At 67.6% G+C, this 14,369-nt stretch carries 14 protein-coding genes; 7 read left to right on the forward strand and 7 right to left on the reverse strand.

Annotated features, from left to right (window positions below; all coding sequences use genetic code 11):
- Positions 1–16: 16 nt before the first annotated feature.
- Positions 17–1,156, reverse strand: a complete 1,140-nt coding sequence (rlmN, locus tag OXM58_12740) for a 23S rRNA (adenine(2503)-C(2))-methyltransferase RlmN (GenBank protein ID MDE0149229.1) — start codon at positions 1,154–1,156, stop codon at positions 17–19.
- Positions 1,157–1,250: 94 nt separating this feature from the next.
- Between rlmN and OXM58_12745 the strand changes: the two genes are divergently transcribed.
- From OXM58_12745 to OXM58_12775, 7 genes are all read left to right on the forward strand, one after another.
- Positions 1,251–2,105 (forward strand): pseudouridine synthase, encoded by an 855-nt coding sequence (locus OXM58_12745; protein ID MDE0149230.1) that lies wholly within the window; start codon positions 1,251–1,253, stop codon positions 2,103–2,105.
- Positions 2,080–2,649, forward strand: a complete 570-nt coding sequence (gene rsmD, locus OXM58_12750; protein ID MDE0149231.1) for a 16S rRNA (guanine(966)-N(2))-methyltransferase RsmD — start codon at positions 2,080–2,082, stop codon at positions 2,647–2,649. The genes OXM58_12745 and rsmD overlap by 26 nt, the downstream gene beginning before the upstream one ends.
- Positions 2,650–2,744: 95 nt before the next feature.
- On the forward strand, positions 2,745–3,695 hold the full coding sequence (locus OXM58_12755) for a tripartite tricarboxylate transporter substrate binding protein (GenBank protein ID MDE0149232.1): 951 nt from the start codon (positions 2,745–2,747) through the stop codon (positions 3,693–3,695).
- A gap of 322 nt (positions 3,696–4,017) precedes the next feature.
- On the forward strand, positions 4,018–4,572 hold the full coding sequence (locus OXM58_12760) for a tripartite tricarboxylate transporter TctB family protein (protein ID MDE0149233.1): 555 nt from the start codon (positions 4,018–4,020) through the stop codon (positions 4,570–4,572).
- Positions 4,573–4,589: 17 nt separating this feature from the next.
- Positions 4,590–6,089, forward strand: a complete 1,500-nt coding sequence (locus OXM58_12765; protein MDE0149234.1) for a tripartite tricarboxylate transporter permease — start codon at positions 4,590–4,592, stop codon at positions 6,087–6,089.
- A 141-nt stretch (positions 6,090–6,230) separates the two neighbouring features.
- Positions 6,231–6,998, forward strand: a complete 768-nt coding sequence (locus OXM58_12770) for an NAD kinase (GenBank protein MDE0149235.1) — start codon at positions 6,231–6,233, stop codon at positions 6,996–6,998.
- Positions 6,995–8,098, forward strand: a complete 1,104-nt coding sequence (locus OXM58_12775) for an AbrB family transcriptional regulator (GenBank protein ID MDE0149236.1) — start codon at positions 6,995–6,997, stop codon at positions 8,096–8,098. The genes OXM58_12770 and OXM58_12775 overlap by 4 nt, the downstream gene beginning before the upstream one ends.
- Positions 8,099–8,127: 29 nt before the next feature.
- Here OXM58_12775 and OXM58_12780 read toward each other — a convergent pair whose 3' ends face one another.
- The 6 genes from OXM58_12780 to OXM58_12805 all read right to left on the reverse strand — a co-directional run bounded on the left by OXM58_12780 (position 8,128) and on the right by OXM58_12805 (position 14,154).
- Positions 8,128–9,603, reverse strand: coding sequence for a TRAP transporter large permease subunit (locus OXM58_12780; protein ID MDE0149237.1), 1,476 nt, complete (start codon positions 9,601–9,603; stop codon positions 8,128–8,130).
- Between the two features lie 3 nt (positions 9,604–9,606).
- Positions 9,607–10,137, reverse strand: a complete 531-nt coding sequence (locus tag OXM58_12785; GenBank protein ID MDE0149238.1) for a TRAP transporter small permease — start codon at positions 10,135–10,137, stop codon at positions 9,607–9,609.
- Positions 10,138–10,211: 74 nt separating this feature from the next.
- Positions 10,212–11,198 carry a TRAP transporter substrate-binding protein DctP gene (gene dctP, locus OXM58_12790; GenBank protein MDE0149239.1) on the reverse strand — a complete coding sequence of 329 codons (987 nt, stop codon included), beginning with the start codon at positions 11,196–11,198 and terminating at the stop codon, positions 10,212–10,214.
- A gap of 137 nt (positions 11,199–11,335) precedes the next feature.
- Positions 11,336–11,827: an aromatic-ring-hydroxylating dioxygenase subunit beta gene (locus tag OXM58_12795; GenBank protein MDE0149240.1), complete on the reverse strand. Its 492-nt coding sequence runs from the start codon at positions 11,825–11,827 to the stop codon at positions 11,336–11,338.
- Positions 11,824–13,113: a Rieske 2Fe-2S domain-containing protein gene (locus OXM58_12800; GenBank protein MDE0149241.1), complete on the reverse strand. Its 1,290-nt coding sequence runs from the start codon at positions 13,111–13,113 to the stop codon at positions 11,824–11,826. Before OXM58_12800 ends, OXM58_12795 begins: the two co-directional genes overlap by 4 nt.
- Before the next feature lie 147 nt (positions 13,114–13,260).
- The gene (locus OXM58_12805) at positions 13,261–14,154 is read right to left on the reverse strand and encodes a hypothetical protein (GenBank protein ID MDE0149242.1); all 894 of its coding nucleotides are present in this window, start codon (positions 14,152–14,154) and stop codon (positions 13,261–13,263) included.
- Positions 14,155–14,369 lie beyond the last annotated feature (215 nt).

Consider the following 14,369-nt stretch of genomic DNA (forward strand, 5'->3'; position numbering starts at 1 on the left):
CGTCACATCGTCGACGCTACACCCGCGCCCCTGCCCGCTTCCGCTCGCTCGCGCTCTTGAGCTGGCCGCAGGCGGCCATGATGTCCCGGCCGCGGGGCGTACGCACGATGCAGGTCAGGCCGCCGTCCAGGCAGATCGTCATGAAGGCGCGGATGCGCCGCTCGCTGGAGCATTCATAGGGTGCGCCCGGCCAGGGGTTGAACGGGATCAGGTTGATCTTGGCCGGGATGTCCTTGAGCAGCCGCACGAGTTCGCGCGCGTCGGCGTCGCTGTCGTTGACGCCGTTCAGCATGACATATTCGAAGGTGATGCGCCTGGCGTTGTTGACGCCGCCGTAGGTGCGGCAGGCGTCGAGCAGCTCGGCGATCGGGTAGCGGCGGTTGAGCGGCACGATCTCGCTGCGGATATCGTCGGTCACGGCGTGGAGCGAGACGGCAAGGTTTACGCCCAGTTCCTCGCCGCATTGCCGCATGACCGGCACCACGCCGGCGGTCGAGAGGGTCAACCTGCGGCGCGAGATGGCGATGCCGTCGCCGTCGATCATGATACGCACGGCCCGGGCGACATTGTCGTAGTTGTAGAGCGGCTCGCCCATGCCCATCAGGACGATGTTGGTGATCCGCCGGTCCCTCTTGCCCGACGGCCAGTCGCCGAGCGCGTCGCGCGCCAGCATGAGCTGGCCGACGATCTCGCCGGCGTCCAGGTTGCGCACCCAGGGCTGGGTACCGGTGTGGCAGAAGCGGCAGTTGAGCGTGCAGCCGACCTGGGACGAGATGCACAGGGTGCCGCGGTCCTCCTCCGGGATGAAGACCATCTCCGCCTCGGCGGCGTCCGGGAAACGCAATAGCCATTTGCGCGTGCCGTCGGCGGAGACCTGCGCATCCGCCGGCGCCGGCCGGCCCAGCGTGTAGCGCTCGGCGAGTTTCGCCCGCGCCGCCTTGGAAATGCTGGTCATCTCCTCGAAGCTGCGCGCACCGCGATGATAGATCCAGTGCCGGAGCTGCTTCGCCCGGAACGGCGGTTCGCCGAGCGCCTGCACCGTTATTGCCAGCCCGGCCATGTCGGCGCCGACCAGGGACGACCGCCCTGCCCCGTTCCCGGCGGGGACAGGCGGCGGCGCGGGTTTGTCCTGCCGTGCGGATGCGATACCGTCCATGGCCCCGGAAGTAGCCGCCCGGCCGCGCTTCGGCAAGGCGGCCTGCCGGGAACCGGGGCTTGCCCCGGAGCCCGGCCTGTGAGAGCCCTCGATTATGACCGGAGACAATGACGAAAGCGCCGGCAAGGGCGAGCGCATCGCCAAGCGCATTGCGCGGGCCGGCCTGTGTTCGCGCCGGGAGGCCGAGCGCTGGATCGCCGCCGGGCGCGTCGCGGTCGACGGCCGCGTGCTCGACTCGCCCGCTTTCGCCGTGCTGCCGCATCACCGGATCGTCGTGGATGGCCAACCGCTGAAGGAGAAGGAACCGCCGGCCCTGTGGCGCTACCACAAGCCGGCCGGCCTGGTGACGACGAACCGCGATCCGCAGGGCCGGCCGACCGTCTTCGACCGGCTGCCGCCGAATCTGCCGCGGGTCATCACCGTCGGCCGGCTCGACCTGACGACCGAGGGCCTGCTGCTTCTGACCAACGACGGCGACCTCGCCCGGTTTCTCGAACTGCCTTCGACCGGCTGGACCCGGCGCTACCGGGTCCGGGTCAAAGGCCGGCCCGACGAGGCCGCGCTGGCCCGGCTGGCCGAAGGCGTCACCGTCGACGGCGTCCGCTACGGGCCGGTGCAGGCCCGGCTCGACCGGCAGCCCGAGCGGTCCGGGGGCGCCAACGCCTGGCTCACCATGAGCATCCGGGAGGGCAAGAACCGGGAAATCCGCAAGCTCTGCGCCCATCTCGGGCTGACGGCGAACCGGCTGATCCGCACGGCATACGGGCCGTTCCAGCTCGGCAAACTGGCGGCCGGCGCCGTCGAACGGATCCCGGAACGGGTGTTGCGGCAACAGCTGCTGCACTGGCCCGGGTTCGCCGGCGGCGACCGGTCCGGACCGGCCCGACGATCATCGCAGCCGCCGAAAGGGAAGCCGGCAGGCAATGCGCATCGTCGGCGGAAACCTTAAGGGCCGGCGCCTCGCCGCACCGCCGGGCAGCGCGGTCCGCCCGACCGCCGACCGGGCGCGCGAGGCCCTGTTCAACCGCCTGGTCCATGGCGCCTTTTCCGGCGACGGAGCGTCCAGCGTCGCCGGCGCCCTTGTGCTCGACGCCTTCTGCGGCACCGGCGCCGTGGGCTTCGAAGCCCTGTCGCGCGGCGCGGCGCAGGCCGTCTTCATCGACAACGACGACGACGCCATTGCCTGCGTCCGCACCAATATCGCCGCCCTCGGCGTCGCCGACCGCGCAACGGTCCTCCGGGCCGACGCGACGGACCCGCCGCGCGCCGCCGCCCCCTGCACGCTGGCCTTTCTCGACCCACCCTATGCCGGAAACACGATCGCCGCCGCCCTGCCGGCCCTGGCCGCGGCGGGCTGGCTGGCGCCCGGCGCGCTCTGCGTAGCGGAAAGCGCCGCCAGATCGCCGGTTCCCGAGCCGCCGGCCGGCTTCGAAACGCTGGACAGCCGCAGCTACGGCAGGGCGCGCTTCTCCTTCCTGCGTTTCAGGCCCTGAGGCGCGGCTCACCACCGGGCGCCACGCGGATTTTTCCTTGCGCCGCCTCGATTTTGGCCCGATGTTGCGCGCCTTATCGGAACGGGAGGAAACCCATGAAAAGAGTTGTTGCAGCCACCCTTACGGCGCTGGCCGCCCTCGGTATCGCCGCGGCGCCGGTCCAGGCCGCCTATCCGGAACGTCCGATCCAGTTCGTCGTGCCCTGGCCGCCCGGCGACCTGGAAGACGTGCTGACCCGCCTGATCGCCAAGCAGATGACCAAGGATTACGGCGTCCCGGCCGCGGTGGTGAACCGGCCCGGCGGCGGCGGCGTGGTCGGCGCCTCGACGGTCGCGCGCGCCAAGCCCGACGGCTACACCGTCGGCAGCTTCGTCATCGGCATTCCGACGGTCCATGTCCTGATGGGCAATGCGCCGTGGAAGCGCGACACCTTCGACCCGGTCGGCATTTTCGTGACCTATCCGTTCCTGCTCGCGGCCCGGGGCGATGCGCCCTACGGCAACATCGCCGAGCTCGCCGCCCATGCGAAGAAGAACAAGGTGCGGCTGGGCCATTTCGGCTACGGGCTGATCCCGACGCGGGCGACCATCCTGGCCGCCAAGCAGATGGGCTTCTCCTTCGGGTCCAACGCGGCCTTCGACGAGCTGACCTGCGCGACGCTCAAGGCCAAGGACGCCGACGTCATCAACACGACGGCCCAGCTCGTGCTGCCGTGCCTCAAGGATATCAAGGTCCTGGCCGCGTTCGCGGACAACCGCATCTCGATCCTGCCGAACGTGCCGACGCTCGCCGAGCAGGTGAAGGGCCGCGAACTGCCGCTGCTGTGGAACGGCCTGTTCGTGCCCAAGGGCACGCCGCAGGACGTCAAGGACAAGATCGAAGCTTCGGCGAAGAAGGCGCTTACCAGCGAGGCCGCCAAGAAGGTCGCCAAGACGACCGGCGCGATCATCTACTGGAAGGGCCCGGCCGAATCGAAGAAGCAGATCGACCGCGATTTCGACATCGTCCGCGGCATGCTCAAGGAAATGGGCGATCTGAAGAAGTAGCGCCTGTCGCCGGACCGGCCCCAGCCGCCTGACCGGCGGGGCCGGCCGGTGCGCCGTTCGCCGTCCCTATTGCCGGATTGCTCTGCGAAAATGCGACGCGGGAACTGTCTTCCCACGGACGGTGTCGCAAGAGTGCGGCAATGCAGCCATATCCCCCTCCCCTTGGGGGAGGGGTCGTCCGCCGGCGCTCTTACGTCCGTTTCCGGAAATGAATCGGATGCCCGCGGACCCCTCCCCCTGACCCCCTCCCCCAAGGGGAGGGGGAAACCGGAGCGCCGGCGACTTTCCCGATCGAGCCCCGATCGAGCCCCCGGTCGAGCCCATGTCCGCGTTTGACGAAGACACCGCGCAGGAAGGCGTGCCCGGCCGGGCAGTCGTGGCCCTGTTCTTTTTCGTCTTCGGCGCGGGCGGGCTCGCGCTGATGCCAATCCAGACGGGCACCTCGCCGGGCGACGAAGGCTGGTTCACCCAGCCCTGGCTGATGCCGCTGCTGACCCTCGGCCTGCTTACTGCGGTTTCACTGCTCTACATTGTAAAGCTTTGGAGAGACGGGGAATTTGCGCGGGCAAAGACAAGCGGCCCCGCGCTGGCAGGCGAGGTTTGGATTTGGCTCAAGTCGGCCGAATTCTTTGCCTGGTACGTCGCCTATATCGTCCTGCTCGGACTGATCGGCTACGGGCTCTCGACCTTCCTGTTCGTCGCGTGCCTCGGATTGCGCGTCGGACTGCGGCAGCCGAAATGGCTGCTGGCGGCGCTGGGCGCGACGCTGGCGATGGTGCTGCTGTTCCGTTTCGGCCTCGAGATCTGGGTGCCGCCGGCTGACCTGTACGACCTGCTGCCCAAGAGCGTCGCCGTGTTTCTCCAGCGGTATTTCTAGCCGGGACCGGGCGGGCCATGGACGCGATCCTCGCCGGACTGAGCCAGCTCGGCCAATGGCATGTCCTGATCGCGCTCTTCGCCGGGGCTATCAGCGGCGTCATCATCGGCGCGATACCGGGCCTGGGGCCGGCGGTCGCCATCGCCGTCCTGCTTCCGGCGACCTACGCGATGGATCCGCTGACCGCGCTCACCCTGCTGCTCGGCATCTATTCCGGCGCCTGGTACGGCGGCGCGATCCCGGCAATCCTGATCAACACGCCGGGCACGCCGGTCAACGTGCTGACGACCTACGACGGCTATCCGATGACGCTCGCCGGCCAGGCGCGGCGCGCCCTGTCGCTCGCCTACAGTTCCAGCTTCGTCGGCGGCATCGTCAGCGTGGTCGTGCTGATCGCGATGGCGCAGCCGCTCGCGGACATCGCCTCGAATTTCGGTTCGGCGGAATTCGCCATGGCGGCGCTGATGGCGATGGTGCTCGTCGTGGTCGCGCACCGCGGCCGCGTGCTGGCGGCGGCGATCACGCTGGCATTCGGCCTGTTCCTTGCGACCGTCGGGCTGGAAACCGCGTTCAACACCCAGCGCTTCACCTTCGGCCAGGTCTGGCTCCAGGGCGGCGTGCCGCTGATCCCGGTGGTGCTCGGCCTGTTCGCCATGTCCCAAGCCTTCGTCCTGCTGACCGAGGACGACCAGTCCGGCGAGCCGCCGCGGCTGACCGGCCGCTTCTTCCAGGGCCTTGCCGAAGCCTTCCGCTATCCCAAGACCCTGTTCTCCTCGTCCGGCTTCGGCGTCTTCATGGGCATCCTGCCGGGCGTCGGCGAGTTTCTCGCCCAGTTCTTCAGCTACACGCTGGCGCAAAAGACCTCGAAGACGCCGGACCTGTTCGGCAAGGGCGCGCCGGAAGGGCTGATCGCCTCGGAATCCGCCAACAACGCCGTGCCGGCCGCCGCGCTGGTGCCCCTGCTCGCGCTCGGCATTCCCGGCGAGGCGCTGACCGCGATGATGCTGTCGGTCTTCATGGTGCACAATGTGATCCCGGGGCCGGAACTGTTCGCCACGCGCCCCGAGTTCATCTCCGGCCTCTATCTCTCCCTGCTGGCGATGAACATCGTGATCCTGGTTTTCCTGCTGTTCGCGACCCGGCTGATCGTGGCGCTGTCGCGCGTCAATACGAAATTCATCGGCGTCATCATCCTGGCGCTGACCCTCGTCGGCACCTACACGGCGAGCTACAACATCGTCCATCCGCTGATGGCGCTGGTCTTCGGCCTGATCGGCTACATCCTGAAACGCCACAACATCCCGATCGTGCCGATCGTGCTCGGCCTCGTGCTCGGGCCAATCTTCGAGGCGCGGCTGCGCCAGGCTCTGGGCACGGCCGGCGGCGACATGGCGATCTTCGTCGAGCGCCCCTATTCGGCCGGCCTCCTTGCCGTCATGGCCGTGGCGATGATCGGCATCGCGCTCACCAACCGGCAGCGCCGGCAGCGGGAAAAAATCGCCGCTAGGGAGCGGTGAGGCGGCCGCTTCGGTCTCTGCACGGGCCGCAGGGCAGGCGAACCGCCGTTTGACGGCAGCGGGCATTTTAGCCATGTCTTGTCGCGAAGGTCGGAGTCACCCGTGGACTCCGGTTCCGCCGGAAATCGACAGGCATAGCCGATGGCCGTTTCGCCCTTCTCGATCGTCGCGGCCGACACGCCCGAGGCGCAGTCGGCGCTGGCCGCGCTGACCGCGCGCTATCCGATCGTTCCGGCGGCAGAAGCGCGCCGTCTCGTCGTTCTCGGCGGAGACGGCTTCATGCTCGAAACCCTGCGCACCACACTGGACCGCGACGTCGCCGTCTATGGCATGAATCTGGGCAGCGTCGGCTTTCTGATGAACGAATTCGAGCCGGCGGGCCTGGCGGAACGGCTGGAAGCGGCTCAGCGGGTCGATATCCATCCGCTCCTGATGCAGGCCCGAACCGTCGATGGGCAAACGGTCGAAGCGGTCGCGATCAACGACGTGTCATTGCTTCGCGAGACGCATCAGACCGCCAAGCTGCGTATCCTGATCGACGGCGTCGAACGGCTGGCGGAACTGGCCTGCGACGGCGCCCTTGTCGCGACGCCGGCGGGCAGCACGGCCTACAACCTGTCGGCGCAGGGACCGATCGTCCCGATCGGCGCCAGGCTCCTGGCGCTCACGCCGATCAGCGCCTTCCGTCCGCGGCGCTGGCGGGGCGCGTTGCTGCCGGACACGGCATCGGTGACCATCGAGATTCTCGATCCGGCGAAACGCCCGGTCAGCGCGGTTGCCGATTCGACCGAGGTGCGCGACGTGGCGAGCGTCACCGTCCGGCAGGCCGCAGATATGACCCTCTCTCTGCTGTTCGATCCCGAACACGACCTGGAAGAGCGCATCCTGCGCGAGCAGTTCCTGCCGTGACCGGCCGGAGCGTGGAGGGCCCGGCCGCGGCGGCGGCCCTGCCGCGCCGCACCTGGGTCTTCCGCCTGTCGATCACCTTTCTCGTCGGCGCTGCCGGCGGCTGGCTGTTCGATCAGGCGAACCTGCCGCTTGCCTGGATGATCGGGGCCCTCGTGTTCACGACCGTCGGCGCGATCGCCGGCGTGCCGATGATCGCCTCACACAAGGTGCGCCAGCCGCTGATCGCTATTATCGGCGTCATGCTGGGCGCCCAGTTCACGCCGGAAGTTGCGGCACGAATTCCCGAGTGGTGGGCCTCGGTAATCGCCCTGTTTGCCTATGTCGGACTCAGTACCAGCCTGCTCTTCTGGTACTTCCGGCGCCTGGGGCACGGCCCGGTCACCGCATATTGCGCGTCCACGCCCGGCGGCCTCAACGAAATGGTGCTGGTCGCGCAGGAAATGCGCGGCGACTATCTCTCGGTCGCGCTGGTCCACGCCACACGCGTGCTGGTGACGGTGTTGATCGTGCCCTTCGGCTTCGTCGCCCTCGGCCTGTACGACCAGGGCAGCCGGGCATCGCTCGGCGCCGCCTTCGGCGACATTCCGCTGGACGAAGCGGCCATCCTTACGGCCGGTGGCGTCGCCGGGTATTTCGGCGCGAAGGCCCTGAAAATCCCCGCTGCGGCGCTGACCGGCCCGATGATCGTCAGCGCCCTGCTCCATCTGGTGGGCGCCAGCACGATCGCGCCGCCCGGCCCGCTGGTCGCCATTGCGCAGGTTGTCGTCGGCTCAACCCTCGGCGCCCGCTTCGCCGGCGTCCCGATCCGCCGCGTCCTGCGCCTGGTCGTCCATTCGCTGGGGTCGACCGCGATCATGATCTCGCTGACCATCCTGCTGGCGGCGGCCGCATCCGCCTTCGTCGATGCGTCGATCCCGGCGCTCGTACTGGCGCTGGCGCCGGGCGGGCTGGCGGAAATGAGCCTGATCGCGCTCGCGCTCGGCATCGAGGCGGCGTTCGTGGCCGCCCATCACGTCATCCGGATTGCCCTGGTCGTGCTCGTTCTGCCGACCATGTTCCGACGGCGCTACGAAGACCCGGGCGGACGCGGCGAACCGTAAGGCCCGGCCGCCGTGGCCGGGCCGCCGGGTCAGCCAATCTGTCTGGGCAGCCAGGTCGCCACCTCCGGGACGAAGATCAGCAGGATCAGGACCAGAAGCTCGATCAGGATGAAGGGCAGCGCCGAGCGGATGACCGCCCCGATGGTGACGTCGAACGGCGCCACGCCCTTCATCACATAGAGCAAGAGCCCGAAAGGCGGCGTAAGCAGGCTGATCTCCATGGTGATCAGGATCAGCACCATCAGCCAGATCGGATCGATATCGTAGGTCGCCTGCAGCGAGGTCGCGCCGAGCAGGAAGAACGGCAGGGTGAGCAGCAGCATGCTCACCTGGTCCATGAAGGCGCCGAGGAACAGCAGCACGACCATCATCATGATGACGACGGCGAGCGGCGTGAGCTTGAGCGCGGACAGGCTTTCGAGCAGGCCCTCGGTCGCGCCGGACACCGCGAGCGACTGGGCGAAGACCAGCGAGCCCGCGATGATGAACAGGATCATCGTGTTGATCTTGGCGGTTTCGACCAGCGCCTTGGCGACGGCCCGCCAGTCGAAATCCGCGCCTTCCACGCCGGTGACGGTGATCCTTTTCCTGAACAGCCGGAAGAAGTAGCAGGCGGCCAGCGCGGCGATGCAGCCCAGCGCCGCCGCCTCGGTCGGCGACGCGATATCCAGAAAAATGCTGCCAACCACCACCACGAAGATGGAGAACAGGGGAAAGATGTAGAAGGCAAACGGCAGGAAGCGGTTGATTGCACGAAGGGCCGGACCGTCATAGGTCCCCGACCAGAGCGGCCCGCCGCGGCCGTTGACCGTAACGGTGAGCGGCACGTCGAGATGGCTATGATCGGGATCGTAGCCCGGCGCCAGGCTCGGATCCAATACACACCGCCCGATGACATAGGCGAAGAAAAGGGCCGCCATCAGGATGCCCGGCACGATGCCGGCGACCAGCAGCAGCGCGACGGACTGCTCGGCAATGCTTGCCAGCAGCACGGCCAGCGCCGAGGGCGGGATTAGCATGGCGATGCCGCCGACCGCCATGATCGGCCCCATGGAAATCGACGGCTTGTAGCCGCGGTTCACCATATCCGGCAGCAGGACGTTGCCCAGGATCGCGGTGTTGGCGATGGTCGAACCGGAGAGCGAGGAAAAGATGGTGCCGCCGACGATCGAGACGACGGAAAGCCGGCCGGGCACGCGGGCGATGAGCCTGTCGATCGCGCCGATCGCCTTGAAGGCGACGCCGGTCTGCAACAGGATCTCGCCCATCAGCAGGAACAGGGCGATCGGCGTCAGCGCATAGTTGACCGCCAGATGGAATTCCATCGGCATGCTTTCGAGCGCGATCGCCGCAACCGTCCAGTCGCCGGTCTGCGCGAAGTCGCCGATGAACAGGGCCGTGCCGAACAGGTTCGCCGCCATGAAGGCGAACGCCACGGGCATGCCGAGGAACAGGAACGCGCATACGATCCCCAGCATCAGGATCATGGCGAAATACCATTCCATCGCTCAGAAGCCCGCGTCGGAGGATGTCGCCACCCCTTCCCTGCCGGCGCGGCGGTAGCGCAGCAGGAATTCGATGGCGAGCAGGGCGAAGGAAACGGCGAAGACCAGCAGCATGTACCAGTTGGGAATGCGCAGGTCCTTGTCCGGCAGGGTGCCGAATTCGTATTCGCTGAGCATTCCGATGGCGCCGAAATAGCACAGCAGGAGGCAGAGCAGCGCGCCGCCGATATCCAGCAGCTTCTCCAGCCGCAGGGCGACCCGGCGCGGGAGGGCGGCGATGACGATGTCGACCCGGACGTGGGAGCCCTTGTTGAGCACCCAGGCCGCCGACAGGAAGACGCCGACATAGAGGCCGTATTCCGCACCTTCGTGCAGCCAGGGCAGGTTGCCCCAGCCGACCTTGCGCAGGAACAGGTCGAAGGGAATCAGCAGCGCAAAGACGCCGATGGACAGCGCCACAAGGCCCGCGAGAACGCGGTTGACCCGCTCGAAGCCCGCCTCGAAGCGGTCGAGGATCAAGGAGGTCGCCGGCATATCGAAGCTCGAAACAGAAAAAAGGCGGCCGGCCGCGCCCGGCCGGCCACCCCTTCAGGCTGCAAGGATCGGCTCTATTTCGTGAACAGCTCCATCAGCTTCTTGCCGTGTTCGGGACTGCGCTTGAGAACTTCGTCCCAGGCCGCCTTTTTCGCGGTGCCGAGCCATTTTTCGCGATCGGCGCCCTTCATCTCGATGGCCTTGATGCCCTTGCTCTCGTACCAGGCCATCGTTTTCTTCCGCAATGCCTGGAAACGCGGCTTGGTCGTCTCGGCGGCGGATTCATGCGCCAACGTCAGATCGGTGATGAATTTCCGCTGCGCGTCGCTCAAACTCTTCCACTTTTTCAGGTTGACCAACAGGTGCAACGACGCGTTGTAGAAGCCGGGATCGACCCGAAACTTCGTGACCTTGGCCCAAGCCGGATTCCAGCCAACGGCCGGCCAGCCGAAGCCCTGCACCGTGTTGCTTTCCATGAGCGTGTAGATCTTCGGCATCGCCGCCAGCTGGACCGTGGCCCCCAGCGCCTTGAAGAAGGCCGTGTAGACCGGCGCAACGCGCAGATGCAGCCCCTTCAGGTCCGGGCCCGTGATCGGCTTGCTCAGGAACAGGTGGAACGTTCCGTAGTCCCAGTAGCGGCCGACATAGTGAAGGTTCTTCGCGGCCAGCAACTTGCTGACATAGGCGATCGCGCCGCGCTTGCGCAGCGTGGCGAAATCGTATTCCTGCAGGCGCAGCACCGGCGCCTCCGGAAGCACGTTGCCGAAATAGGCCTCCGTGCAGCCGACCATGTCGTACGCGCCCTTGGCCATGCGCTGGGTCAGCGTGAACGGGCTGCCGATCGCCGGCGCGCCGCCGAGCAGGTTGATCTGGACGACGCCCTTGCCCTTGGCGTTCATCTCCTTGACCAGCGCCTCGAAGGGCCGGCCGGGCGGGCTGCCGATCGGGAAACAGCTGCCGCCGCGCAGCATGACTTCCGCGGCGCTGACCGCTACCGGGGCCGCGCCTGCGGCCAGCGCGGCAACCGCGAGGCCGGGAACGGCGAATTTGAGCATTTTCATGGACTTTTCCTCCCAGACACACGAACGGCCGGCGCCGCGGGCCGCGGCCCGCCTTCCAGCCGGCAATACCCTGTCATAGCGTACGGTCAGGGCGCCGACAATGAATTACGGGGAATTAGAGGGGAATTGGAGGGGAATCAGAGCGGAACGGCGAGCAGGCCGACGATGTTCGAGGTATCGAGCAGGACCAGCCGCTCCCTGAACTTCGGCACGCCGTCGCGGAACACGATCCGGTCGACATATTCGCCGGCGGAGAACAGGTCCGACCGTCCCTCGGCGTCGGTCTGGATCACGGCATAGTTCGCCCTGGCGTCGTAGACCCCGTCCGCCACGCCGAGGATATCGACATTCGTGATCAGGTGCCGGTCGGTATGCAGGTTGTAATAGTTGGCAATCCGCAACGATTTGATCCGGTCGCGCATCATCGCCCTGTTTTCGAAATACAGGATGTAGCCGTACAGGCCGGCGTCCCGGTTCTCGCGCGACTGGATCAGGTAGCGCGCGTCGTCGAGGAAGAAGTCGGGCCATTCCTCCAGCCGGTCGTCGTCCAGGCAGCGGGCATAGGCCTTGTTCATCTGCTCGATCGCGAACAGGGCGTCGCGGTCGACGTCGAGCCCGATGCCGCTCACTGGGGCGACCGCTCCCCGTCTGCCGCGGACCCGCCCGGCTCCGGCGGCGCGAAACCCATGAACCGGGCGTAGCCCTTCCACATCGCCCGCAGGTTGGCCTCGCTGACCATATGGTCGATCCGCTCGGGAGTCGTGTCCGTGCCGTCCATCGCCACCAGGCTGGCGCCCTTGTCCGCACCCAATGCAATTCGCGCCTGGAGTTTCTCGACCACCTCGGCGTCCTCCATCGCGACATAGCCGGCCGGGCCGAACTGGTTGTTCTGGAACAGGTGTTCGCGCAGGCATTCCGGATCGTCGGCATAGGTGAAATAAGTGTAGACCACCTCGAAGCGGTCCGGCGCCTTGGGCCGGAACTGGCGGATGCTGAACGCATTGCCGATCAGCGTGAACAGGCAGTTCGGAAAAATCCCCACGATCGAAATGGCGATGTTTTCGGGCAGCGCGGTGCGAAAGGCGGCGACGCGCGGCTCCTCCAGTTTGGTGCGTTGCTTGCGGGCCCCCGGATTCTGGTAGATCGTCAGCAGGCAGTGCGTGCCCTCGTGCCACATCTCGGCGCGGGCCGCCTGGTCGGGTTGGACGATGCCGAACGCGCCGAAAAACTTGTGCAGCTGGGGCGCGTGGTAGAAGTCGCGCGAGTTTTCGTAGAGCAGCTTCCAGTTGGCGCGGATCGTGTGGCGCTGATAGCCGGTGACCGTCATCGGCCGGGCGAACACCGCGGACAGCCGGTCCCGGATCGCCGGGCCCAGATAGTCTTCGAGCGGCGGCGCCTCGCCTGAGAAGGTGCCGAAGACCACACCGGCCCACGATGCGACGCGCAGCGGCCGCATCCGGTGCTGCGCCTTGTCGAACGTAGCGTCGTAGCCGCCGCCGCCGCCGCGCCCTTTCTCCCAGGGCACCCCGACGACCCGGCCGGCCCGGTCGTAGCTCCAGTTATGGTAGATGCAGGTGAAGCCGCGCGCGTTACCACGCGGCCGGCGCACCACCTCCGCACCGCGATGGGCGCAGCGGTTCACGAAGGCGCGCAGTTCCCCGCCCTCGTCCCGCACCAGAACGACCGGCGTCGCGCCGACATGGCACGTCGTGTAGTCGCCGGGTTCGGGAACCTCGACGTCGAGCCCGAGATAGTTCCAGTGCGGGCCGCGAAAGAGCCGTTCGTCCTCGCGTTCGTGGATGTCCGGACTCGTGAACAGTTCGAACGGAACGCGGCTCCAGCCTTCGGCGGGCCAGACCAGACCGCCCGTATTGCTTTGGGCAGCGGCATGGTCGATGGCGGTATAGGCGGGCATGACGGCGGTCCGATGCGGGTGCGGCGCGGCCCGCAGGCGCAAACCGCCGCCGGGCCGGGTGCCAGCCTTACATCATTCGGGACGCTGCGGGAAATCCCCGGATTGCGGAACGCCGGTTGCGGACGGCCGTGCGCAGTCCGGAGGCGGCTAAAGTCCGGCCGCCTTGCGGGCCTCGGCCAGCCAACCCATCGCCCGGCCGACGCCGCCGAAGGGGAAAATGTGCAGGCCGGCGATCTCGGGCAGCGGGTCCGTGCCCGCCGCCGCAACCAGGCCGGCAATCAGGTCGTCCGGTTTCACGGTCCGGCGGATCAGCTTCACGCTGCCGGCGCCCTGGCGCATCAGGGCGCGGGTCGAAACGCCGATGCCGCAGATTTTCGCATAACGCAGCAGGGTCGCCAGATCGGCGGGGCCGGCGATGCCGAGGCGCACCGGCAGGCCGATACCCAGGCCGCGCAGCTTCTGCGCCCAGTCGACGACCGTGGCGCCTTCGAAGACGAACTGGGTGACGAAATCGAAATCGGCGTCGCTGCTGCAGGCGTAGTGATCCTTGCTGAGCATCGCCTCGCGCAGGGCGTCGTCGCCGATGAGGCGATTGCCCTCGGGATGCGCGCCGACATGGATCGTGTGCAGGCCGTGCCGCTCCAGGGCGCCGGTGAGCAGCACGTCCATGCTTTCGGCAAACGGCCCCGCCACCTCGGGCCGGTCTCCGGCGATGACCAGCGCCTCGCGGCAACCGGCCTCGCCGGTCAGCCGGTAGAGGAAATCCTCAAGCGCCGCGTGGCTCGGCAGGGCCCGCGCCGCGATATGCGGCACGGCGATATAGCCCCGCGCGTTCAGCGTTTTCGCGGCGGTCACGGTATCGGTGCGGTCGCGCGACGGCAGCGAGGCGACGAAGACCCGGGTGCCCGCCGGAACGTGCGCGCACACCTTGTCGACCTGGTCCGGGTCCGGCAGGGTTTCCGTCGACACCTGCGACAGCAGGCGCTGCAACAGCGGTTGCAGTTCGACCGGGTATGCGACGGAGCGACGATCGCGGATCATGGCGTCACCGATCGGCCGGGCCCGGCGCGCCTGTGTCGCACGGGCCGATGCAGGGTGGGAGCGGCCTCTACGCCCTTTATGCGGGGTTGAAAAGCGAAAAAATGCGGGCCGAAGTCACAGCTTCGTGTTCGGCCGCGGACGGACCCCGAAACTGTCGAACCGGCCGGGTCCGGCGGTCGCGCCGGCGCTGTGGAATCCGCCCCGGAAACCGCAGC

The organism is Rhodospirillaceae bacterium (assembly GCA_028819475.1).
Classification (GTDB): domain Bacteria; phylum Pseudomonadota; class Alphaproteobacteria; order Bin65; family Bin65; genus Bin65.